Raw genomic sequence first — 23,075 nt, 5'->3', positions numbered from 1 at the left:
TCAGTAAACGCGGATGGAAGAAAGTTTGCGGGCCAGCAGCGGATCGAGCCTGGGCTGGCTGCCGGCAATACGCTCGCAGTAAGACTGGAAGTTGCGATCGCGGCAGATGGCGGCGCTGGTCTGGACCGTCACCTTGATCGAGGCGATGCGATTGTCCCAGCCCCAGGTGGCTAGATCGAGAAACACCTCGCCGGTGCCGGCGCAGAAGGAACGGCCCGTGTAATTGGTGCCTTCGTAAAAGCACATCTGGCCGCCGGCGAGATCGGGCCAGTTGTTGTCGGCGTCCAGCAGGGGCCAATGCGGGTCCTTGCCAAAATCGATGGCGGCCTTGCCGGTCCAACCGCGGCCACCTGGGCCATCGACCAGGCACTGGAGTTTTTGGCAGCGCAGCACCTTGATGGCGACCTTGCCGGGAATTTCGCCAGCAACGTCATAATGGGCACCGGGGCCGGCGCGCAGGACCAGTGTTTCGCGGCTCCAGCCATGGCTGCCGGCTTCGGAGGCGGATAGGGCAGGAGCTGCGGGAACAAGACAGAACGCGAGGGCTAGTCCAAGGGCGAGCAACGAGCGCATGGCAAATCCATCTGTGAAAGCGCCAGGAGGTTAGCGCGGTGCGGCGGCGGATGCAAAGCAAAGCGCCGCCCGGTGAGGGGCGGCGTTGCAGCCGATTGGATTGGGCCGAGTACAGAACTCAGCGGGTGCGGATCGAGACGATGTAGTCGTCGAAATCGCCCAGCGAGGAAGCGCTGGTTGTGTAGGTGCGGCAGGAGCGATAATTGGGCTCCGAACAGACCTGGACCTCATAGCCGCCGGGATTGTCGATGGAGGAAATCCGGTCGGCCCAGCTGCGCAGGTCGCGGGTCGATTCACCCGGATCCATGCAGAAGCTGTTGCCGCGGAAGCGGGTGCGATCATAGAAGCAGATTTCATCGTCAACCGGCTGGATGACCGGGGGGCGCGTGCCGGGGCGCTGCGGCTGGTTGCCGACGCCAATGCTGATCTGCGGGCCATTGGGTCCACCAATGGTGAAGCCGAAGGAAATGCCCGGATTGGACGGATTGACCGGACGGCCGCTGGCGCTGAGATAGCTCGATGATACCCAGCCGTCCGGACCGGGCTTGGAAACGTAGCACCAGGAACCCTGGCACTGCTGCACATCGACCTGCTGGCCGGCGCGGGCGACATCGACGACGGCATAATTGGTGCCAGGGCCGGAGCGCACGTTGACATTGGTGGTCACGGTGCCCGGTGCAGCCTGGGCGGCGGGCAGGAAAACCACGACGGCAGCGGCGGCGACAGCGACGCCGGTGGCCAGGTTCAGAAGTTTCTTACGTGTTTGACGATGCATGTCATGCTCCCTCGGCCTGGCTTTTCCGGCCCCGGACATCCGAGGCGACGCTTTTCGGCAGCCTTGCCATTTTGATTATGACTCCAGAAACGGAGTCGATGCGCAAAGAGTTCCGGCACAGCATTATTGGCGTAATCAACTTGTTACACCATAGCACCGGCCAGTGTCTTGAGCATGACTTAAGCAGGACCTGGCTGAACGCAGTCTGAACGAAACTGGTCAGCTGGTCGGGATGGGGCGCTTCTGGCCGTTGTCGTCGAGCGAAACATAGACAAAGCGCGCCTCGGTGACCTTGGTGCGGTCATCAAGGCGATTACGGCGGACCCAGGCTTCAAGGCCCACCGTGATCGAGGTGGTGCCGACCCGCTCAATCGAGGCGTAGACGCAGAGCACATCACCGACCTTGACCGGGGCGATGAAGGTCATGGCCTCAACCGCCACGGTAACCACGCGACCCTTGACCCGCTCGACGGCAGCGATGGCGCCGGCAATATCCATCTGGCTCATGACCCAGCCGCCAAAGATGTCCCCGGCCGGATTGGTATCGGCGGGCATGGCGAGGGTGCGGATGGTGAGCGCGCCCTTTGGTTCGGTGGCGTCAGTGTGCATCGGTCAGGGTCCTTTCACGGGCCAGCGGCCCACCGCTTCTTCCCAATGCTTGCGGCAGAGGGAAAGGTAGACGGACTTTTCAATCGAGACCTGGTCGCCATCGGTCAGGACGCGGCCGGACATGTCCTGGCGTACGACCATGGTCGCCTTTGATCCGCAGGTACAGATGGTGCGGATTTCGCGCAGCGTGTCGGCGACGGCCAGCAGTTCCATCGAACCGGGGAACAGCTTGCCCTGGAAATCGGTGCGCAGACCATAGCACATGACAGGAATGCCCAGCCGATCCGACACGCGGGCCAGTTGCCAGACCTGGTCGCGCGTGAGGAACTGGGCTTCGTCGACGAAGACGCAGTCGACCTTGGATTCCTCGTGATAGTCGCGGACGGACTGGTAGAGGTCGTCGCCAGCCGCATAGAGCTCGGCCTGTTCGGCAATGCCGATGCGCGAGGTAATGAGGCCAACCCCGCCCTCGGCATAGAGCGCGGAGGTAAAGAGCAGCGGGCGCATGCCGCGCTCGCGATAATTATAGGCGGCCTGAAGCAGCAAGGTGGATTTGCCGGCATTCATTGCTGCGTAGGAAAAGTAGAGCTTGGCCATGGTCGCGCCTGAAATAACGGCTTTAAGCTTTGGCGCAGGGTGGAGACGGGCGCGAGGTGAAATCGGACCCGCTCCACAAAAAAAGAGGCCGCCCGAAGGCGGCCAGGACCGAATGTTCGGTCGGGAAAGCCGGGGGTTGGCGGCCCGGGCCTTCCAATGCAGGTGCGGCGTTGGGGACGCGGGACCGGCAGGTCCTGGCAATGGGGGCGCCGGGACACGCAGACCCTATGTGTCCAAGATGACGGGTAAGTGACGGTGCAGACCTCATTTTAGAGATTGCCCACCAAAAGCCGTTCAGCTTGGGTTCAGGCACGGGAAACCAGAAATGACGCATTGTATTGTGCGGGAGAACACCATGAAGCGACTTGCCCATTTGGCCCTTGGACTTGCGCTTGGTCTGGCAGCGATTGTGCCGGCCAGTGCTTCGCCGGTCGGAATGTGGGAAATCGAAATGCGGGACTCGCGCTATGACGTGAGCCTATGCGGCGATGGCACGCAATTGTGCGCCGAACTGGTTTGGCTGGGCAATGGCGCCGACAGCCCAGAGAACCTGCCCTATATGAATACGCTGCTGATCGATCACGCCCGGCAGACCAAGCCCGGGCAGTGGAAGGGCGAGTTGCATATCTACGGGCAGCGGGCGGCGGGGACCATCTCGCAGGTCAGCGCCAACCAGATCACGCTCACGGGCTGCGTCGCCTTCATCATCTGCAAGACCTATCAGATGTATCGCTACGCGGAGTAGGCCCTCAGTTGACGATACGGGGCTCGTGCGGCTTGCGACGGGCCCAAAGAGCCGGAATGGCTTCCACCAGCAGAATGGCGGAAAAGATCAGCGCCGCGCCGGCATAGCCGACCATGGGCAGGCGTTCGCCAAGAATGACAGCGCCGCCCAGAGCCGCGAAGAGGCTTTCGGCCGAGAGGATGATCGCAGCATTGGCTGGCGGCACATGCTGCTGGCCGATGGCCTGAAGGGTGAAGCCGACGGCGGTGGAGAGCACGGCCGCGTAGGCGATTTCGACCCAGCCCAGCGAAATGGCCGCAAGGCTTGGTGCTTCAGTACCGAGCGCCAGGGCGCTGGCCGCCACGCCGGCAAAAAGGAAGCTGACAGCCGAGACAAAGATCGGCAGGCCGGTCATGCGTGCCACATGGCTGAGCAGGATAACGTGCAGGGCCCAGAAGATGGCGCTGCCGACGATCAGCCAATCCCCACCGTTGAAGCTGTCGAGACCGCCACCATTGAGGAAATAGATGCCGACCAGCGCCATCGGCACGCCGATGAAGATGATCGGATGCGGGCGGCTGCGGAACAGCAGGAAGCCCAGGAGCGGCACGAAGAACACGTAGAGCCCCGTGAGGAAGCCGCCATTGGTGACGGTGGTGGTGAGCAGGCCTGCCTGTTGCAGCCAGGAGCCGAGGAAAAACACTGTGCTCATGGCGAGGATGAAGAACCACTGCGTGCCACCGAGCCGGACGGCCTTGCGGCGCAATTCATGCAGGGCCAGCGGCAGAATGAGCAGGCCGCCAATGAGGAAACGGACACCGGAAAAGGTGAGTGGCCCCATGACATCCATGGCCGATTTCTGGGCGATGAAGGCAAAGCCCCAGAACATGGTGCACAGCAGGAGGAGGAGCGAGGCGAGGAGGCGGGACATTTTTTTGCTTTTCTGCAGGCGTGGTGGGCGTCATTCCCCGCCCTGTTCGATTCAACGGACTTGGCAATTGCCGAGCCCTATCTCGCGTCCCTCCCCACGAGGGGGAGGGCGGGGCCGGTGGATGGTCGAAACGAGGTGCTAGAGTTCGGCGTCGAGAGCCTTGATCAGCTGCTGGATTTCTTCGGGCGAGGTGTAGTGCACGAAGGAGAGACGAAGGACGCCGTGGTTGTACGGGTCGATGCCCAAGGCTTCGAGCAGGCGCACGGAGTAGAAATTGCCGCCCGAGGCCATGATGCCGTGGCTGGCCAGACGGCGAGCGAGGGCGATGCCGGGTTCGGCATGCAGGACGGAAATAGTGGGCGCACGCCGGGCCGGATCGGACGGGCCGATGAGGCGGATGTCGTTGCGGGTGCGCAGATAATCGAGCAGCGGTGTCGCCAGGGCAATCTCCTGGGCGCGCATGGCGGTATGGGCGCGGCGGAAAGGATCTGCGCCCCCGATTGACGGCGGTGCCAGCGCGGCGACCTGTTCGAGATAGTCGACAACGCCCGCAGTGGCGGCAATCTGCGCATGGTCGGGACCAGCGGGCGTCAGACGGTAGCGCAGCTTGGCGTCGTTGAAATAATGACCCTGATTGGGCAGGGCACTGGCCAGCTCTGGACGAATGGCCATCACGCCCTGATGGGGTCCAAAGGTCTTGTAGGCGGAGAAAAAGTAAATGTCGGCGCCCAGTTCGGTGAGGTCGGGCAGGCCATGGGGGGCGTAGCTGACGCCGTCGATGACGACCACAGCGCCGACAGCATGAGCGCGGGCGGCGATCTCGGCCACCGGATTGATGTCGCCGACGATGTTGGAGCAATGCGGGGCGGTGACGAGCTTTACCTTTTCGTCGAGCAGCGCATTGAGGGTGGCGAGGGAGAGGCAGGCGGTTTCTGGATCGACGCGCCATTCGCGGACTTCGATGCCGCGAGCAGCGAGGCGCCGCCAATTGCCGGTATTGGCCTCGTGATCCTGATTGGTGACGACGATGGCGTCGCCGGGTTTGAGCCAGGCGCCGAAGGCATTGCCGAGCACATAGGTGTTGGCGGAGCTGGATGGGCCGATGTGGATCCAGTCGGTCGAGACATTGAGGGCCTGCGCCAGACGCGCATAGGCATTGTCCATGGCCTGGCCGGCGGCTTCGGAGGCCGGATAGACGCCATAGGGCTGCACCTTGGTGGCGCGATAATAATGATCGAGCCGGTCGAGCGTCGTCTGCGCGGTATAGGACCCACCGCCGTTCTCAAAAAATGCCTGTCCGGCAAGGCTGGGTTCGGCAAAGGCAGGGAACAGGGCGCGAATGCGCGCAAGATCGAGAGGGAGATTGGTCATGAAGGGCCCGCCGGAAATGTTCTCCATTTCGTAGTCCAGACACGGGCAAAAGCAAACCCCGGCTGTTGAGAGCCGGGGTTCGGCGGTGCCGAGGCCAACAGGGTCATGTGGGCACCGCTGAGCGGACCGCCAACGAAGGATGGCCGGTCCGGTTGGTCTTTGGGTCGGGCCGCCGGATGCAAAACCGGCCACCACTTTTGCTGGCGGCCCGGTTGATGCCTGGGTCGGGCCGCCGGGCGCAAAACCGGCCACCACTTTTGCTGGCGGCCCTCGGCTTAACGGTTGCCCGGACCCATGGGGTGCTGGCCGCCGTGCTGGCCACCGCCGTGCTTGCCCATCCCGGCGGCGCGTTCGCCGTGCTCCGGCATCAGCTCGGCCAGCTGCTCGTCGGTGAGGCTGTCGAAGAAGGCTGCAAAAGCAGGCTGAACGGCTTCAAGGGCAGCCAGCTGTGCCGACTGGATGGCGATGCGATTGCCGAAGCGCTCGGACATGTCGGGACGCTCGGCCGTTTCACCCTCGGCGGGCGGTGTTGGGCGCAGGCCATCGGTTGCCGTCTCAAATGCGGCAGCAGCGGCGAGAGCATCGGACTTGAGGTCTTCGAGCAGCACGGACTGTTCATCGGTGAGATCGATGGCGTGGGTGAGACGCACAATGGCGATCTCGATGGCTTCGGCGCCGCGCTCAATGTTCAGGAAACCGCCCATGCCGCCCCCCATGCCGCCGCCCATACTGCCCTGGCGCATGCCACCGCCATGGCGGAAGCCGTGTTCGGCAGGATTGGTGTCGGCTGGCTGAGACTGGGTCGCGGGCGCTGTTTCCTGGGCCAGAGTCGGTGCCAAAGCGCCAAGGCCAATGGTGGCCGTCATCAGCGCCACGATGGCAGAGGTGGAAATGGTTTTCATGGTCGTTCATCCTTTGCATGGGATATCGCCGGTAACCGGCATGACGACGACCCTAGCGATGGCAAGCTCTTCACGACCTTGCGATGGGATGAAGATTTGGAGAGTTTGGTAATGTGGCTGAGATGATGGAATTGCGCATAAATCCATTCCCCCAAGCAGACGTGCTGGAGACATTCTGGCGTCGAGCCTGGGGGGACCCACCGCCGGGCAATTACGCTGCCGTGCTCGAGCGAAGCCTGGCACATGTGGCGGCTATCGACGGCGAGAGGCTGGTCGGGTTCGTCAACCTGGCCTGGGACGGGGGTGTGCACGCCTTCATTCTCGATACGGGGGTGGACCCGGACTATCGGCGGCAAGGCATTGCGTCAGCGCTGGTGCGTCGGGCCGCCGAAATTGCCAGAAACCAGGGGGTACACTGGCTGCACGTCGACTTCGAGCCGCATCTGGAGGGGTTTTACCGTGCGTGCGGATTTGGCCCGACGGCGGCCGGCCTGATGCGGCTCGATCAGTAAGGCGTTCAGCTCGAGATATATTCGCGCAGGGCTTCGGCCTCGTGCTCGACTTCGGCAATCTTGAGTTTGACCACGTCGCCGATGGAAATAATGCCCACGAGCACGCCATCGTCAGCAATGGGCATGTGGCGGATGCGCCGCCGGGTCATGCGTTCCATAACGTCGTCAATGGTGGTGGTGCGCTCGGCGGTGACGACATCCTTGGTCATGCAATCGGCAATGGAGAGCGAGAGGGCGCCAGTGGGGCTCTTGCCGAGCTGGCGGACGATGTCGCGCTCAGAGAGAATGCCGACAATGCGGCCCTTGTCCTCAACGATCACGACGGCGCCGATATTGTGGGCATTGAGCAGGGCAACGGCATCGGCCAGCGTGCCGGACTTGGAAAGGGTGTGAACGGCGACACCCTTGGTCTGCAGGATGGTATCGACATGCATGGGTCAGTCCTCCTGATAGGCGAGCCCAGTGTGAACCCGCCCCCAAGGCTCCGCAATAGGCACAAGGTCAAAAAGAAGGCCGACGCAAGCGCCGGCCAGTGGGTCGTCGGGGGTCAAAAAGTGCCTGGACTCAACGGCCGCCGGCCGGCCTGGCCCAGTCAGTGGGCCGCGGGGAGCGGGCGGGCGTTTTGGCAGGAAGGGCGCCGCGCCAGGCAAAGCGCGCCACCTCGAAAAGCAGGACAAGAACCAAAAGGGTCAGGGGCACCATGAAGACCGCAATCTGGGTATCGGGCTGATTGGCAAAATTGGCAGCCTGGGCCGGCGACACGCCAAGAATGAGCGCTCCGGTTGCAGCCAGTAGGACACCAAATGTGCCCAGAACGGCCATAAACCTGAAACTTTTGCGCTTGGGGGACGTAGATATGTGCATGGGATCGACGTCGTATCCTCGTTTCCGATGCTGTCACAAAATCACGCAAAAGCGGTTCGACTGTGAAGCGAAGGGGGACAGGACGGGACCATTTGAGGGCAGAACTGTGGCGGGCGCCTGAGCGCCCCATGCCGAGGAGGCCGAGCTATGCGTTTATTCTGGATGATGGTTCTGAGTGTTCTGATGTTGGTGCCAGTGGCGGCGCAGGACAATGAAACGCCTTGGCGCGAAACGGTGACGGGGCAGATCGAGGCGCTGCGCAGCGGCGATGGCATTGCCGCGCTCGGGTTTGCCGGGGCCGGGTTCCGGGCCGCCTATCAAGACCCGCAGAAATTCGTGGATGACGTGACGCGGTCCGGCTACGGGCCAATCGCAAGCTCGCGTTCTCATAGTTTCGGGGCTTTTCGCGCGGTCGCGCCCGGCGCCGTGGTGCAGGAGGTGGAGTTCGTGGATGCGGACGGACGCGTTTGGGAGGCAATCTATCAATTGGCCGACGAGCGCGACGAGGGTTGGCGGGTGCAAGGCGTGGTCCTGCGCAGTACCGCGGGCATTGGCATCTAGCCAGGCTGCAAAAACCGCTTCGCAGTTCCCGATCTGGCCGATAAAACCCATGCCCATAGAGCTGTTTACACGAGGCGAAGATGGGTTTTCTGTCCGAGGCATTGGGGCGCGTGGCGCCATCGGCGACCGTGGCGATCAGCCAGAAGGCGCGGGTGATGGCCGCAGAAGGCAAGGATATCATTGCGCTTTCGGCGGGGGAGCCGGATTTCGACACGCCCGAGAATGTGCGCGATGCCGCCAAGCGGGCCATGGACGAAGGCAAGACGCGCTATACCAATGTCGATGGTATCGCCGAGCTGAAGGAAGCGGTCGCCGCAAAGTTCCGGCGCGACAATGGACTGGACGTGACGGCGGCGGATTGTTTCGTCGGCTCGGGCGGCAAGCAGATCATTTTTAACGCGCTGATGGCGACGCTGAACCCCGGCGACGAGGTCGTGGTGCCGGTGCCCTATTGGGTGAGTTACCCCGAAATCGTGCGGTTGTGCGGGGCTGAGCCGGTGTTTGCGGTGGCTGATGCGTCAACCGGATTCAAGCTTACGCCGGACGTCCTGGAGGCGGCGATTACGCCAAAAACCAAGTGGCTGATCCTCAATACGCCGTCCAACCCGACGGGTGCGGCCTATTCTGCCAATGAATTGAAGGGCTTGGCCGAGGTGCTAATGCGGCATCCGCATGTGCATATCCTCACCGACGACATCTATGAAGTGCTGGTCTATGACGGCAAGCAGTTCGCGACCATTGTGCAGGTGGAGCCCCGGCTGCAGGCCAGGACCCTCACCATGAACGGGGTTTCCAAGTCGCATGCGATGACCGGCTGGCGCATCGGCTATTGCACCGGGCCGAGGCCGCTTCTGGCCGCCATGGTGAAGCTACAGAGCCAATCGACCACCAACGCCTCCTCGATCTCGCAATGGGCGGCCGTGGAGGCGCTCAACGGACCGCAGGATTTCCTCAAGGACTGGCGCGACGTGTTCCAGGCGCGGCGCGACCTTGTGGTCGCCGGGCTCAATGCCAATACCGGGCTCGACTGCCTCGTGCCGGAGGGGGCGTTTTATGTGTTCCCCTCGTGTCAGCGGCTATTGGGCAAGACCAGCGCGGGGGGCACCAAGCTTGTCACCGATGAGGATTTCGTCCTGGCGCTGCTGGAAGAAACCGGCGTGGCGCTGGTGCATGGCACCGCATTCGGCCTGCCGGGACATTTCCGGTTGAGCTACGCGGCGAGCAATGCAGAGCTGGAAGAAGCGGTGAAGCGCATCCAGGCGTTTTGTGCAGGGATTGCCTGAACCGCAGCGTTTTCTGGCGTAGGCCAAAAAAAGACCCCGCCCGAGGGGATGGGCGGGGCCATGAGGTCTTTGGCCGAAGCCGCTGACCTTGGAGGGACGGCCACCACGAGTGCCGTCGTTGAAATCATTATCCGACGCCGCCATTGGCCACGCAAACGCGCAATTGGAAATGCTGCCATGCAGATTCGATGAGCATTGCCGCGCCTATTGGGCCGCGGCCGGGGGACATCATGGCAAAAAAAAGAGGCTCCAACCGAAGTTGGAGCCTGATGATAGGGCCGAAGCCAAATCGCAAGTGATGGCCCGGATGCAAGGGAGGAGGATTTGCACCAGACCGGTGGATCGTCGCCGCGGGAGGAGGATGCGGTTTCGATCCGGTGTCGCAAGAAGCGGGTCCGAGGGAGGAGGATACGGAGCGGCTTCACCAGCGACAAAGCCAATATAGGTTTTGACCGGATGGTCAGCAATGCATGGGTCGTCATAACTGCTATGCATTAGGCACAGCGACAATCTGTCCAACAAATAGGCAAACCGACAGGCTGGTGACAGGTTGCGCCTAGAGCATTTCACCGTTTAGCTGAAACGCTGAAATGCTCTAGGTCTTTGTTTTGTCGCGCTCTGAACCGCAAAACCGTTGCCACTTTTGCTAGAAGCGCTCTTGGGCAAAAAAGAGGCCCCATCCGAGGATGGGGCCTGATGACTGGGCCGAAGCCAAATCGAAAGTGGGGCAGAGAGCAAGGGAGGAGGAGTATGCCGCTCTGCCATGGACCTTGGATCAAGGGAGGAGGAGATGATCCTTAGTCCGGTGTTGCGATACGGGGTCCGAAGGGAGGAGGAGATCGGAGCGCGCCTCAGCAACGAGGACATATATGAACTCTACCGGTTTGATAGACAATCCCAGAAGCGGCATGCCAGCTATGCGCTTTTGCAGGGGACGGTTATGCCGGAGAACAAAAAGAAAGGCCCCGCTCGAGGGGAGAGCGGAGCCCTAAGGGGGACAGATCAAGGATCTGTCAGGAGGGAACGCAGCGGGCGCAAGGGAGGGAGGAGAAAACACCCGCTGTGATGAGGCGCATATAGGGGTGGTCACCCGGTTCGCCAATCCGACTAAAGTTATGCCAGCCATGCGGCTGGTGCATGTGGTTGAGATTTATTCAATGAAAACAATGGAGGGTGCGGGCATGCGACCCGCTGCCACAGGGGTGCAGGGCGATTTTTGAGCGGCGTTGGGGTCGCCAGCGCTTAGGCGGCACAAGGGCCTGGGGACGTCGGTACATACCCTGGCCCCGCGATGTGGCAAATCCGGCACCCCCACCCCAGCTCTGCTACGACCCGTTGGGTCCAGCGGCGCTACCCTCCCCACCGGGGGGAGGGAGGGACAAACCCCGGGTCAGTGTGTAGCGGGGAGGCTGGTTCGGCGCCGCAAGGCGGTCGATGGCAGCTTGTAGCGCGCCCAGGCGGTTTCGTGCGGTGGTGGCAAATCCGGCACCCCCACCCCAGCTCTGCTACGACCCGTTGGGTCCAGCGGCGCTACCCTCCCCACAGGGGGGAGGGAGGGACAAACCCCGGTTCAGTGTGTAGCGGGGAGGCTGGTTCGGCGCCGCAAGGCGGTCGATGGCAGCTTGTAGCTCGCCCAGGCGGTTCTTACGGGCGGTGGGAGATCCCGGTACCCCCACCCCAGCTCTGCTATGACCCTTTGGGTCTAGCGTCGCTACCCTCCCCACAGGGGGGAGGGAGGGACAAACCCGGGTTCAGTGTGTAGCGGGGAGGCTGGTTCGGGGCCTCAAGGCGGTCGATGGCGGCTTGTGCTCGCCCAGGCGGTTTCTTGCGGGGGTGGCAAATCCGGCACCCCCACCCCAGCTCTGCTACGACCCGTTGGGTCTAGCGGCGCTACCCTCCCCACCCGGGGGAGGGAGGGACGGAGCTGGGTTCAGTATATGGCCGGGCGCCTGGTTCGGGGCCTCAAGGCGGTTGCTTGCGGCCTGGTGCTCGCCCTGTCGGTGTCTTACGGGCGGTGGTAAATCCCGGCACCCCCACCCCAGCTCTGCTACGACCCGTTGGGTCTAGCGGCGCTACCCTCCCCACAAGGGGGAGGGAGGGACGGAGCTGGGTTCAGTATATGGCCGGGAGCCTGGTTCGGGGCCTCAAGGCGGTTGATGGCGGCCTGTAGCTCGCCCTGGCGGTTTCTTACGGGGGTGGCTTTCCATGCACCCCCCCCCACCCCAGCTCTGCTACGACCCTGTGGGTCCAGCGTCGCTACCCTCCCCCCAAGGGGGAGGGGGGGACGAACCCGGGTGCAGTGTGTAGCGGGGAGGCTGGTTCGGCGCCGCAGGGGCGCGGGGGCCGGACGGGGGCACCGCCCCTGGCGCCGTGAGGGGGCACATCCGGCACCCCCACCCCAGCTCTGCTACGACCCTTTGGGTCCAGCGTCGCTACCCTCCCCACAAGGGGGAGGGAGGGACGAACCCGGGTTCAGTGTGTAGCGGGGAGGCTGGTTCGGCGCCGCAAGGCGGCCGATGGCGGCTTGTGCTCGCCCAGGCGGTTTCTTACGGGGGTGGCAAATCCGGCACCCCCCCCCACCCCAGCTCTGCTACGACCCGTTGGGTCTAGCGTCGCTACCCTCCCCACAGGGGGGAGGGAGGGACAAACCCGGGTTCAGTGTGTTGCGGGGAGGCTGGTTCGGGGCCGCAGGGGCCCGGGGGCCGGACGTCGGCACAGACCCTGGCCCCGTGATGTGGCAAATCCGGCACCCCCACCCTAGCTCTGCTACGACCCGTTGGGTCTAGCGTCGCTACCCTCCCCACAGGGGGGAGGGAGGGACAAACCCGGGTTCAGTGGGTTGCGGGGAGGCTGGTTCGGGGCCGCAGGGGCCCGGGGGCCGGACGTCGGCACCGACCCTGGCCCCGTGAGGTGGCAAATCCGGCACCCCCACCCTAGCTCTGCTACGACCCGTTGGGTCTAGCGTCGCTACCCTCCCCACAAGGGGGAGGGAGGGACAAACCTAGATTGAGTGCATAAGCCGGCCGCCTAGTTCGAAGCCTCAAGGCGGTCGATGGCAGCTTGTAGCTCGCCCAGGTGGGCGATGCGGGTGTAGCGCGGATGATCGGCGGGTTCCTCGGCGTGCTCGTAGGACCAGGTGAGATCGTGCGGCACGTGGGCGGCAAAGGCGCCTGCCGCTATGGCGGGAAGAATGTCGGACTTGAGGGAATTGCCGGCCATGATGGTGTGTTCGGCCCCCTCGGTGTGGCGGGCGAAAATGCGGCGATAGACGGCTTCGGTCTTGTCGGCCACGACTTCGACGGCGGCGAAATAATCCGCCAGGCCCGAAGCGGCCAGCTTGCGCTCCTGATCGAAAATGTCGCCCTTGGTGATAACGATCAGCCGGTAGCGATGCTGCAGGTGCTCGAGCGCCGCATCGACATAAGGCAGGGTTTCGAGCGGATAGTCGAGCAGTTCACGACCGGCGGCGAGAATTTCGGCAATGACGGTGCCGGGGACGCGATGTTCGGTGACCTCAAGCGCGGTTTCGACCATGGAAAGGGCAAAGCCCTTGGCGCCAAAGCCGTAGAACTGGAGATTGCGAGCGGTGGCGGTGATCAGACGCTCGGTGAGGTCGGGCGCATCGGTATAGTCGCGCAAGAGATCGGAAAAGCGTTGCTCGGTCAGGCGGAAAAACTGCTCGTTCTGCCAGAGCGTGTCATCGGCATCGAGGGCGATGGTGGTGATGCGGGGCATTTGGTGCTCTTCAGGAAGCGGAGGCCGTGGTGGATCAGTACCCCCACCCAGCTCTGCTACGACCCTGCGGGTCTAGCGACGCTACCCTCCCCACAAGGGGGAGGGAGGTGATGAGCATTGGCGCCGCGGTCGACGTGCCCCGAATTGATGGGTCAGAACGACCACTCACGGGCCTTGGAGACGAGGAAGTCGCGGAAGACGCCGACGCGCTTGGAGTTCTTGAGGGCTGGGGGGTAGACGAAATAGGCCTCGTAGTGGGGCAGTTCGATTTCGGGCAGGATCTGGACCAGGCCGTCTTCTTTTTCGGTAACATAGTCGGGCAGCATGGCGATGCCGATGCCGGCGCGGCAGGCCTGCATCATGCCATAGATGGCGTTGACGCGAAGGGCGGCGCGACGCGGGCTGGAATCGGCCCGGCCCATGCGTTCGAGATAGTTGATGTCACCCAGATAGGAGGGCACCGGCTCGCCAAAGCTGATGATGCGATGGTTGTCGAGGTCCTCAGGGGATTTTGGCATGCCATGCTCATCGACATAGGTATCGGCGGCATAGAAGTGGTTGTGGACAGTGAACAGCTTGCGCTGGATCATTTCCGACTGGTTGGGCCGGTGCAGGCGGATGGCCACGTCGGCCTCGCGCATGGCCAGGTCCAGTTCGGCGTCGTTGAGGCGGATTTCGAGCTGGATCAGCGGATAGAGCTTCAAAAACTCGTCGAGGCGCGAGGACAGCCAGGTTGAGCCGATACCCACGGTGGTAGTGACAATGAGCGGGCCGGTGGGGACGTCCTGGCTTTCGGACATCTGGGTTTCGACCTGCTGGAGTTCCCAGTGCATGCGATGGGCGGTGCGGAAGAGCTGTTCGCCAACCTCGGTCAGCACCAGGCCGCGGGCGTGGCGAATGAAGAGCTTGAGGCCCAGATCATCCTCGAGTGCAGAAATCTGGCGGCTGACCGCCGACTGGCTCATGCCCAGCTTTTCAGCGGCATGAGTGAAGCTGCCCGACTCGGCGGCCGTGTGGAAAATCCGTAGCTTGTCCCAGTCGAGCATGTTGGTGACGCTTTCTTTGTTTACTCTCAGCCAGGTCGAACACTGGTCCCATCCCGTGGCGAGGGAGGGGCAATGATTGTGACAGCAGCGTGACTTGGCCGGGTGATTTGCACGTCTATTCGGCCGCCTCTGCCAGTTCGTGCTCGGCCAGGAACCGCTCGGCATCGAGGGCCGCCATGCAGCCCATGCCTGCCGCAGTCACGGCCTGGCGGTAGATGTCGTCGGTCACGTCGCCGGCGGCAAAAACGCCGGGAATATTGGTTTCGGTCGACCCCGGCTTCACCTGCAGATAACCACCGGGCTTCATGTCGAGCTTGCCGGCAAAGATGGCGGTCGCCGGCGCATGGCCGATTGCGACGAAAATTCCATCGATGGGCTGCTCGTAGGTCTCGCCTGAAGTGGTGCTGCGCAGGGTGACGGTGTTGACCGAGGGTGGCATGGGCGTGCCGCCAACTTCGGCGACCTCGGTGTTCCAGCGCACTTCGATCTTGGGGTTCTTGAACAGGCGATCCTGCAGGATGCGTTCGGCGCGGAACTCGTCGCGGCGGTGCACGACGATAACCTTTTCGGCGAAATTGGTGAGAAACAGGGCTTCCTCAACGGCGGTATTGCCGCCTCCGACCACCAGCACCTGCTTGCCGCGATAAAAGAAGCCATCGCAGGTGGCGCAAGCGGATACGCCAAAGCCCTGGAACTTCTGTTCGGACGGAATGCCAAGCCACTTGGCCTGGGCACCGGTAGCGATGATCAGGCTGTCAGCGGTGTGGGTTTCGCCGCTATCGGTGTTGAGCACGAAGGGGCGCTGATCGAAATCGACCGAGGTGACAATGTCATTGATGATGCGCGTGCCGACATGCTCGGCCTGAGCCTTCATCTGCTCCATGAGCCAGGGGCCCTGGATGACATCAGCGAAGCCGGGATAGTTCTCGACATCGGTGGTGATGGTGAGCTGGCCACCGGGCTGCAGGCCCTGGATCATCACCGGTTCAAGCATGGCGCGCGCCGCGTAGATGGCAGCTGTATAGCCGGCCGGACCGGAGCCAATAATGATGACTTTCGCGTGCATCGCGACGCTTCTCCAATAGAGTCAGGAATTCTCCCTCTGTCCCTAGTTAAGGGGCGAAGGGGGATGGTTTCAAGGCAAAGTCACTCTCGCGGGGCAGATGCTCGCGCGAGTGGACAGGAAAGACACAGGAATCTGGGGTGCTGCTCAAAAAATGAGCGCTGGACCGTCGCGAATGGACGATCCAGCCGATCAGCAGGGTTTGCAGCGCAAGAATCGGACCGTGCCGATTCTCGGGCAGTCAGATGTAACGGATCTTGATGATCTCGTAGCTGCGGGCGCCGCCAGGCGCTGCCACTTCGAACGAATCGCCTTCTTCCTTGCCGATCATGGCGCGGGCGATGGGCGAGGAGATGGAAATGCGGCCCGCCGAGGCGTCGGCCTCGGGATCGCCAACGACCTGATAGGTTTTCTCTTCCTCGGTGTCCTCATCGATATAGGTGACCGTGGCGCCGAACTTGACCTTGTCGCCGCTCAACTTGCTGACATCGATAACGTCGGCCAGGGCGAGAAGGGTCTCGAGTTCCTTGACGCGGCCTTCGTTGAGGCTCTGCTGTTCCTTGGCCGCCGAATATTCGGCGTTTTCGGACAAATCGCCGTGGGCGCGGGCCTCGGCAATGGCGTCGATGATGCGACGACGCTCGTTGCTGGTGCGGTGCTCGAACTCCGCGGCAAGGGCCTTGTGGCCCTGAATCGTCATCGGAACCTTGTCCATAATCGTGCTGCCTCCAATGGGCTGGGCATAACAAATGCTGTCGCGCGTCCGGCTTCATACCGATCCGCGACAGTCCAGAGTGTGGTGTTGGGCCATGCCGCAAATGTGCGGCGCCCGGCAAAGCTTCTCCCTGCCAAACTCCGTTCGGCAACTGCTTCACGACAAGTCTTTCAGGGAGATGCCGGCCAGATTGCCCGCGCCGCGCCGTTCGGTCAAGCCAGTGTGCAACAAGCAGATAAGGTGTCCACATGCCCGTTCAAGAGCTGCGGGCATATGGTTCGCGGCCGCCCGCCGGTTCACATTGTCGTTGCGGCCTTGCCCTTGCCATGCCCAGACGATCTGGGAGGAGCACGGTCCGTCCAAGCGAGGAATGCCCATGTCAAACGTGAAGAAGTCCATTGCCGCGCTGATGCTCGGTGCGCTGGCTGTCACACCGTTGGCCCATGCGCAGGAGCGCAGCATTGAGAGCAGTGTGGGGGCAATTACCGCGCGCGTCCTGGCGGAGGGGCTCGACCATCCCTGGGCGCTTGCTTTTCTGCCCGATGGCCGATTTCTCGTGACCGAGCGATCAGGGCAGATGCGCCTTGTGTCGGACAATGGCGTCGGGGCGGAGATCGCGGGTGTGCCGCAGGTGGTGGCACAGGGGCAGGGCGGGCTGCTCGACGTGGTGCTGGCGCCCGATTTTGCCGAAACGGGGCGGCTCTATCTCAGCTTTTCCGAGCGCGCGGCCGATGCCGGAGCGCAAAGTGTCACCGGCACGGCGGTCATGTCCGCGCGGCTGGAACTGGACGGCGATGGTGGGCAACTCGTCGAGCAGGACGTGATTTTTCGCATGAACCGGTTTGACGGATCGACGCGACATTTCGGGTCGCGCATCGTCATCGGGCAGGATGGCAATCTGTTCGTGACGCTGGGAGAGCGGGGCAATGGCGCGCGGGCGCAGGACCCGGCGGACCTGGCGGGCGGGGTGGTGCGCATTGCTCCCGATGGCAGTGTGCCGGCGGACAATCCGCACATTGAGGGCTGGGCGCCCGAGTTCTGGAGCATTGGCCACCGTAATCCACAGGGGGCGACGCTGCGGGACAGCGACGGCGCATTGTTTGCGGTGGAGCATGGCGCGCGCGGCGGCGACGAGGTCAATTTGGTCCAGGCGGGCAAGAATTATGGCTGGCCGGAAATCGCCTATGGCACCGATTATGACGGTTCGGCCATAGGCGTGGGGCAGGCGCAGGCAGGCATGGAGCAGCCGCTACACTATTGGGACCCCTCGATTTCGCCGTCGGGGCTCGATTTTTACGAGGGCGATCTGTTCGCGGACTGGACGGGCGACCTGGTGCTGGGCGGGCTCAGCGGTCAGGTGCTGGTGCGGCTCGATATGGAGGGCGACGCGGTGGTCGGGGAGGAGCGGCTATTCGAGGGTCAGCTGGGCCGCATTCGCGATGTGCGCGTGGGGCCGGATGGCGCGATCTATCTGCTCACCGACGAGGGCAATGGGCGCTTGATCCGCATAGCGCCCGCCGACTAGGCCTAAAAAGGGCGTGCTCCGCTGCGGAACACGCCCCATCATAACATGTGTCGTGGATCAGGAGGCTTCGAGATTGTCGGCGGCGGACTTGCCGGTCCGCTTGTCCTTGACGATCTCGTAATTGACCTTCTGGCCCTCATCCAGGCCATTGAGACCCGAACGCTGGACGGCGGAAATGTGGACGAATACGTCCGCCCCACCCTCGTCCGGCTGAATGAAGCCATAGCCTTTTTGGCCGTTGAACCACTTAACGGTACCAGTTGCCATGATGCGCGTTCCCTCGTGCAGTCGCTGCTGGATCGGCCCCGACCATGCACCTGGCCAGGAACCTAGTTGATATCGAAATATCGGAAGATGACGTCAGCAGTTGCGAATGGAATTCGCGTCTTCAGATCAGTCGGCCGCAATATTCGATGGGGCGAAGCCTAGCTCGAAAAAGGCGAGGTATCAATATGTCGTGTAGGCGTGCAAAATCGCTCGGCGAAAACAGAAGTTTCACAGAGGCAGCAACGCGTTAGGCTTATTTGCATCCGGCGCCGTAGTGGCCCGGACGGGCCGAGGCGAACAGGCGTGGCGGTCAATCGGACAGGCGAAGTTTCGGCTGAGGATCGACCACTACCATTCTAGACAAGTCTGGGAGGATGGAAAGTGAACAATTGGTCACAGGCAGGCCTGCGCCGGATAACCAGCAATTTGCTTGCCTTTTTCCACGCTTTCCGGCACATCCCGCGCGCCGTCCAAAAGGGCCGGTTTTCTCGAAAGTTCCTCGTCTTGACCAAGGCGTTCTATTCTTCCGGCGATGTGATCGCTGACCGGCGCGCGGACTATGCCCGCATGCTGGCCGAGCAGGGTGACCATGCGGCCGCGGCCGAGCTGATGGGGCAGGCGCTGGAGCTGGTGCCGGACTGGGCCGCCGGCTGGGACCTGGTGGGCGGCTATCACGAAAAGGCAGGCAATGTTTCAAACGCCATCGCCGCCTGGCGGCAGCTGGAAGCGCTGGATGATGAAGGCGTGTTCGGCGCGCGGCTGAAACTGGCCTCGCACAATGCCGGGCCAGCGGGCGAAGGCACGGCTGTGGGCTATGTGGAAGCGCTGTTTGACCAGTATGCGCCGCAGTTCGAGGCAGCGCTGGTGGGCAAGCTGGGCTATCGCGTGCCGGACCTGCTCGACGCCATGGTCGAGGAAGAGATGGCGCGGCTTGGCATTGCAAGCTTTGAACGGGCACTGGACCTGGGGTGCGGCACGGGCCTGATGGGCGAGCGGCTGCGCGCCAAGGTCGGGCATCTGGAAGGCGTGGATATTTCGGCGGCGATGATCGCCGAAACGGCGCGCAAAAGCATTTATGACAGCCTGCAGAAGGCTGAACTGGTGGCGACACTCAATGCCCGCCGCGCTGATGCGGATCTGGTGACAGCCGCCGACGTGCTGATTTACTGCGGTGCGCTGCCGCCGGTGCTGACGGCGCTGGTGCCCGCGCTCCGGCCGGGCGGTCTGGTGGCGTTTTCGCTCGAAGCCCATGACGGAGACGAAGCGCTGTTCCTGCGTCCGAGCCTGCGCTATGCGCATGGCGTTGCCGCGGCGCGGGATGCGCTGGTGGTGGCGGGGCTCGAAGTGCTGCGCTTTGAAACGGCACAGCTGCGGTTTGATCGCGGTGCGCCGATCACCGGCATTCTGGTGGTGGCGCGCAAGCCCGCCGTCGAAATGACCGCCGCCAATGACGGCGTCGATGGCGGCGACGTCGCGGCCTAGCAATTTCTGTGCGGGCTTGGCAGAAGGGTTCTCCCCATTCGGAGCCTGCCATGAACGCCATTCGCCATGATTTTCGATCCGACACGGTGACCAAGCCGGGAGCTGGCATGCGCGCAGCCATGGCCGAGGCCGAGGTTGGCGATGACGTGTTTGGGGACGACCCGAGCGTCAACCGGCTGGAACAGCGAATGGCGGCGATGCTGGACAAGCAGGCGGCGCTATTCGTGCCATCGGGCACGATGTCGAACCTTCTGGCATTGATGAGCCATTGCGGGCGCGGCGACGAATTCATCGCCGGTCAGAAGGCGCATCTGTATGTCAACGAGGCTGGCGGCGCGGCCGTGCTGGGCTCGATCCAGCCGCAACCGATTGCACATCAACCCGATGGCACGATGGCGCTTGGCGACATCGAGGATGCCATCAAGCCGGACGATAATCACTATGCCCGCACGCGGGTGATTGCGCTGGAAAACACCTTTGGCGGGCGGGTGCTACCGATGGGCTACATGCAGGCGGTGGCCGGGATTGCGCAGCGACATGGGCTGGGGCTGCATCTGGATGGTGCGCGAGCCTTCAATGCCTCAGTAGCGTTGGGCATGGACATTGCCGACTTCGTCACGCCGTTCGATACGGTGTCGATTTGTCTGTCCAAGGGGCTGGGGGCGCCGGTTGGGTCGGTGTTGGTCGGTCGGGCGGACCTGATCGAAAAGGCGCGCCGCAACCGCAAAATGCTGGGCGGGGGTCTGCGCCAATCGGGCATTCTGGCCGCCGCCGGCCTTTATGCGCTGGAGCACCATGTGGCGCGGCTGGCCGATGACCATCGCCGGGCGCGGCAACTGGCGGAGGGATTGGCGCGGCATGCGGCCCTCAAGGTCGACATGCCGGACACCAATATCCTTTGGGTCAACGCCGATGCAGATATTGCCGAGCGGTTCGACACCTATCTGGCCGACAATGGTATCGCCGTGATCGGGCGCTATGGGCAACAGCGTTGGGTCACGCATCTGGACGTGGATGACGAGGATGTCGCCGGCGCGCTCGACGTCGTCAATCGTTTCTTTCTCTAGCATTGGCGATACTTTAGATTTCGCCTCGATAGTCTTTTGTTCAACATTCTCGGCAACGGCATGTTCAGAAGTGAGCACTACCGTTGTGGTGAACAGGGGAGAGAAGCGGTGCGGCCAGAGGACAGCATAGTCATGCGCGTGCTGGGCACGCTGGACGAGATCGAAGCGTGTGCAGATGCATGGCGCGAGATCGAGGTCAGCTGCGCCGACCCGATGGCCTATTTTCAGAGCTATGACTGGTGCCGCAATTGGGTGCGCCAGTTCGGCGACATCGGTCGACCCTATGTGATCACGCTGTGGCGCGAAGAGACTTTACTGGCGCTGTGGCCGCGGATGATCGTCGAAGCGGCGGGCATCAGGCGGCTGGAAACGCTGGGTGTGCCGCATAGTCAGTATTGTGGTGCCCTGGTGCGGCGCGGAACGTCTCCCAAGCTCGGCATCGCGCAGAAGCTGGAGGCGGCGGCGCTGCAGTCGGGGTGCGACGTGACGATTTGCCGGGCAGTGCCGGAGGGGACTGCGCTGGCGGGCTTCGTGGCAGACAAGCCTGAGGTGCGCGGGGCGGATAATGTCGCCTCGATGCTTGACCTGTCGGCTTTTGCTTCTGTCGAGCACTACACCAACGGATTGGGCAAGCTGCAGAAGCGCAACCGCAATCGGCGGCGGAATCATCTGGCGCGGCTGGGTGCATTGGACTTCGCAGTCATCTGGCCGAACGATCCACGGTTCGCTGAACTGGCGCGGCACTGTACGCAGATGAAGCGGCGATGGCTGAGGGAAACCCGACGCTACAGTGCCGGCTTCTCCATTGATGGTTACGACGACTTCCTTGCCGGATTGCCGGGCGACCCGGTGGCAGGAGAGGGCGCATGCCTGTCGATGCTGCGTGCGGGCGGCCGGGTGGTGTCACTGGAGATCGGATTCATCCGGCAGCGGCACTATTATGCCTATGTGGGTGGGTTCGACTGGGCGCTGCGCCATCTGTCGCCGGGCAAGGTGCAGATGGAAATGACCATTGCCTGGCTGATCGAGAACCGCATCAAGACGTATGATCTGCTGATAAATCCCGCTGACTACAAGGCCAGTTGGACAAACACGAGCGTCGTGGTGCGAACGCACGCGCAGCCGTTGACATGGAAAGGGCATGTCTATGCTTCGGCTTGGCTGCCCACCTTGCGACCTGCGCTCAAAAGCCTGCATGGCAGGTTGCCGACGCTGATCGATCGCATCACCAGTGTCCTGCGGCCCGCCGTCTGCCTGTTACTCTATGTCTGAGGGGCGCGGCAGCGCGGTGGATGCCGCTGTGGCATTGGTCATTCGGGTGGCGAGCGCGGCGCTGGTGTTCGGATTGCAAGTGCTGCTAGCCCGACTGATGCCGCCCGACGGCTATGGTGGCTTTGTGACCTTGTGGACCTGGATGCTGGCGATGGGGAGCTTTGCGTCGCTTGGCTTTGCCGAATCCAGCGTGCGGTTCCTGCCGCGCTACCAGATGCGGGGACGGGCGACGGCCATAGGACAGTATTGGGCCTTTGGACTGCTTGTAGTGAGCGGCGCTGGCCTGGCGCTGGCGCTGGTTGTCGTCGGCCTTGTCATTGGGCTGGGGGCAATAGACGGTCCCGGACTGACGGTGCTGGTGGTGGCAGCTGGTCTGCCGTTCCTGGCGGTCGAATATTACCTCGAAGGGGTGGCGCGCAGCTTTGGGTGGTTCCGCCTGGCGGCGGTGCCTGTCTACATCGTGCGACCTGTGTTGATCGGCGGGGTCTGTCTGACACTTTGGGCAAGCGGGGTGCGTCTGACCCTGCCGCTGGTCGGGGCGGTGCTGATCGGATCAATGGCGGTGGTGGCCATTGGCATGATGATGCTCCTGGCGCGGCGATTGCGAACTATTACGCGGGCGGAAAGGGCCTCGACCCCAAAACAAAAAAGACTTTGGCTCAGGGCATCGCTGCCGTTGTTGCTGCTCTCGGGGCTGGACGATCTGACCAACTATGCGGATGTGCTGGTGCTGTCGCTGCTGGCCGAGCCCGATGTGGTGGGTGTCTATTTCGCGGCGGCGCGCAGCCTGGCGTTGGCTGGTTTTGTTGCCTATGCGATGACGCTGGTTGCGGGCCGGCGCTTTGCTCTCGACCTCGCTGGGAAAACCCGCGCTGACCTGCAGGTCAGCATTCTCGAGAGCACGCGGCTGACCTTTTGGGCGACCAGCATCGCCGTGGGCGCCACGCTGCTGGTGGGGCCAGTACTGCTGGCAGCGTTTGGGCCGGACTATCTGGCAGGGCAGAGCGTCTTGTGGGTGCTCGGCGCCGGGATGATCGCGCGGGCGCTGTCGGGACAGGCTGGCGAAGTGTTGATCGTGATGGGCCGGCAGCGCGAGGGCGTGCTGGTGGGACTGGGTGTTCTGGCGATAACGGCGGCCCTGGCCATGGTTTTTGTGCCCGCCTTTGGCCTTGTGGGAGCGGCGCTGGCCAGCGCCGCGGCG

Annotated in this window: 23 protein-coding genes; 9 read left to right on the top strand and 14 right to left on the bottom strand. The window is 63.0% G+C overall.

The window, feature by feature from the left end; all coding sequences use genetic code 11:
- The 4 genes from NIM87_RS10130 to NIM87_RS10115 all read right to left on the bottom strand — a co-directional run bounded on the left by NIM87_RS10130 (position 1) and on the right by NIM87_RS10115 (position 2,554).
- Positions 1–573: a peptidase inhibitor family I36 protein gene (locus tag NIM87_RS10130; RefSeq protein WP_254674539.1), complete on the bottom strand. Its 573-nt coding sequence runs from the start codon at positions 571–573 to the stop codon at positions 1–3.
- A gap of 118 nt (positions 574–691) precedes the next feature.
- The gene (locus tag NIM87_RS10125; protein ID WP_254674538.1) at positions 692–1,348 is read right to left on the bottom strand and encodes an SH3 domain-containing protein; all 657 of its coding nucleotides are present in this window, start codon (positions 1,346–1,348) and stop codon (positions 692–694) included.
- A gap of 219 nt (positions 1,349–1,567) precedes the next feature.
- Positions 1,568–1,957: an acyl-CoA thioesterase gene (locus NIM87_RS10120; RefSeq protein WP_254674537.1), complete on the bottom strand. Its 390-nt coding sequence runs from the start codon at positions 1,955–1,957 to the stop codon at positions 1,568–1,570.
- A 3-nt stretch (positions 1,958–1,960) separates the two neighbouring features.
- The gene (locus tag NIM87_RS10115; protein WP_254674536.1) at positions 1,961–2,554 is read right to left on the bottom strand and encodes a thymidine kinase; all 594 of its coding nucleotides are present in this window, start codon (positions 2,552–2,554) and stop codon (positions 1,961–1,963) included.
- A 355-nt stretch (positions 2,555–2,909) separates the two neighbouring features.
- Between NIM87_RS10115 and NIM87_RS10110 the strand changes: the two genes are divergently transcribed.
- Positions 2,910–3,299, top strand: coding sequence for a DUF2147 domain-containing protein (locus NIM87_RS10110; protein ID WP_254674535.1), 390 nt, complete (start codon positions 2,910–2,912; stop codon positions 3,297–3,299).
- A gap of 4 nt (positions 3,300–3,303) precedes the next feature.
- On the opposite strand, the gene NIM87_RS10105 is transcribed toward NIM87_RS10110, so the two are convergent.
- The 3 genes from NIM87_RS10105 to NIM87_RS10095 all read right to left on the bottom strand — a co-directional run bounded on the left by NIM87_RS10105 (position 3,304) and on the right by NIM87_RS10095 (position 6,482).
- Positions 3,304–4,209, bottom strand: a complete 906-nt coding sequence (locus tag NIM87_RS10105; RefSeq protein WP_254674534.1) for a DMT family transporter — start codon at positions 4,207–4,209, stop codon at positions 3,304–3,306.
- Positions 4,210–4,347: 138 nt separating this feature from the next.
- Positions 4,348–5,580 carry an aminotransferase class V-fold PLP-dependent enzyme gene (locus tag NIM87_RS10100; RefSeq protein WP_254674533.1) on the bottom strand — a complete coding sequence of 411 codons (1,233 nt, stop codon included), beginning with the start codon at positions 5,578–5,580 and terminating at the stop codon, positions 4,348–4,350.
- Positions 5,581–5,855: 275 nt separating this feature from the next.
- Positions 5,856–6,482: a Spy/CpxP family protein refolding chaperone gene (locus NIM87_RS10095; protein WP_254674532.1), complete on the bottom strand. Its 627-nt coding sequence runs from the start codon at positions 6,480–6,482 to the stop codon at positions 5,856–5,858.
- Between the two features lie 122 nt (positions 6,483–6,604).
- On the opposite strand from NIM87_RS10095, the gene NIM87_RS10090 reads away from it, so the two are divergent.
- Positions 6,605–6,994: a GNAT family N-acetyltransferase gene (locus NIM87_RS10090; RefSeq protein ID WP_254674807.1), complete on the top strand. Its 390-nt coding sequence runs from the start codon at positions 6,605–6,607 to the stop codon at positions 6,992–6,994.
- A gap of 5 nt (positions 6,995–6,999) precedes the next feature.
- Here the strand turns inward: NIM87_RS10090 and NIM87_RS10085 are convergent, their stop codons facing one another.
- Complete coding sequence (locus tag NIM87_RS10085) at positions 7,000–7,428, bottom strand: CBS domain-containing protein (protein WP_254674531.1); 429 nt, start codon at positions 7,426–7,428, stop codon at positions 7,000–7,002.
- Positions 7,429–7,558: 130 nt separating this feature from the next.
- On the bottom strand, positions 7,559–7,816 hold the full coding sequence (locus NIM87_RS10080; RefSeq protein WP_254674530.1) for a hypothetical protein: 258 nt from the start codon (positions 7,814–7,816) through the stop codon (positions 7,559–7,561).
- 189 nt (positions 7,817–8,005) lie between these two features.
- Between NIM87_RS10080 and NIM87_RS10075 the strand changes: the two genes are divergently transcribed.
- The gene (locus NIM87_RS10075; protein ID WP_254674529.1) at positions 8,006–8,419 is read left to right on the top strand and encodes a DUF4864 domain-containing protein; all 414 of its coding nucleotides are present in this window, start codon (positions 8,006–8,008) and stop codon (positions 8,417–8,419) included.
- Positions 8,420–8,499: 80 nt separating this feature from the next.
- Positions 8,500–9,702 carry a pyridoxal phosphate-dependent aminotransferase gene (locus NIM87_RS10070; RefSeq protein ID WP_254674528.1) on the top strand — a complete coding sequence of 401 codons (1,203 nt, stop codon included), beginning with the start codon at positions 8,500–8,502 and terminating at the stop codon, positions 9,700–9,702.
- 3,027 nt (positions 9,703–12,729) lie between these two features.
- Here the strand turns inward: NIM87_RS10070 and NIM87_RS10065 are convergent.
- From NIM87_RS10065 to greA, 4 genes are all read right to left on the bottom strand, one after another.
- Positions 12,730–13,437 (bottom strand): HAD family hydrolase, encoded by a 708-nt coding sequence (locus NIM87_RS10065; protein WP_254674527.1) that lies wholly within the window; start codon positions 13,435–13,437, stop codon positions 12,730–12,732.
- A gap of 152 nt (positions 13,438–13,589) precedes the next feature.
- On the bottom strand, positions 13,590–14,483 hold the full coding sequence (locus tag NIM87_RS10060) for a LysR family transcriptional regulator (RefSeq protein WP_254674526.1): 894 nt from the start codon (positions 14,481–14,483) through the stop codon (positions 13,590–13,592).
- Between the two features lie 115 nt (positions 14,484–14,598).
- The gene (gene trxB / locus NIM87_RS10055) at positions 14,599–15,549 is read right to left on the bottom strand and encodes a thioredoxin-disulfide reductase (RefSeq protein WP_254674525.1); all 951 of its coding nucleotides are present in this window, start codon (positions 15,547–15,549) and stop codon (positions 14,599–14,601) included.
- 238 nt (positions 15,550–15,787) lie between these two features.
- On the bottom strand, positions 15,788–16,261 hold the full coding sequence (gene greA / locus NIM87_RS10050; protein ID WP_254674524.1) for a transcription elongation factor GreA: 474 nt from the start codon (positions 16,259–16,261) through the stop codon (positions 15,788–15,790).
- Positions 16,262–16,637: 376 nt separating this feature from the next.
- Between greA and NIM87_RS10045 the strand changes: the two genes are divergently transcribed.
- Positions 16,638–17,786, top strand: coding sequence for a PQQ-dependent sugar dehydrogenase (locus NIM87_RS10045; protein ID WP_254674523.1), 1,149 nt, complete (start codon positions 16,638–16,640; stop codon positions 17,784–17,786).
- A gap of 57 nt (positions 17,787–17,843) precedes the next feature.
- Here the strand turns inward: NIM87_RS10045 and NIM87_RS10040 are convergent, their stop codons facing one another.
- Positions 17,844–18,053, bottom strand: a complete 210-nt coding sequence (locus NIM87_RS10040) for a cold-shock protein (protein ID WP_254674522.1) — start codon at positions 18,051–18,053, stop codon at positions 17,844–17,846.
- A gap of 381 nt (positions 18,054–18,434) precedes the next feature.
- Between NIM87_RS10040 and NIM87_RS10035 the strand changes: the two genes are divergently transcribed.
- The 4 genes from NIM87_RS10035 to NIM87_RS10020 form a co-directional block, all read left to right on the top strand.
- A complete protein-coding gene (locus NIM87_RS10035) occupies positions 18,435–19,535 on the top strand; it encodes a methyltransferase (RefSeq protein WP_408640065.1) in 1,101 nt (366 codons plus the stop codon).
- Positions 19,536–19,585: 50 nt separating this feature from the next.
- Positions 19,586–20,602 carry a low-specificity L-threonine aldolase gene (gene ltaE, locus NIM87_RS10030; RefSeq protein WP_254674521.1) on the top strand — a complete coding sequence of 339 codons (1,017 nt, stop codon included), beginning with the start codon at positions 19,586–19,588 and terminating at the stop codon, positions 20,600–20,602.
- 36 nt (positions 20,603–20,638) lie between these two features.
- The gene (locus NIM87_RS10025) at positions 20,639–21,874 is read left to right on the top strand and encodes a GNAT family N-acetyltransferase (RefSeq protein ID WP_254674520.1); all 1,236 of its coding nucleotides are present in this window, start codon (positions 20,639–20,641) and stop codon (positions 21,872–21,874) included.
- Between the two features lie 28 nt (positions 21,875–21,902).
- Positions 21,903–23,075, top strand: a 1,173-nt coding sequence (locus NIM87_RS10020; protein WP_254674519.1) for an oligosaccharide flippase family protein, incomplete at its 3' end; no start/stop codon positions are given.

Source organism: Devosia ureilytica, from assembly GCF_024273195.1.
Classification (GTDB): domain Bacteria; phylum Pseudomonadota; class Alphaproteobacteria; order Rhizobiales; family Devosiaceae; genus Devosia; species Devosia ureilytica.
Note: the sequence above shows the minus strand (reverse complement) of the source record. Positions and strands in the feature narration are given on the sequence as shown.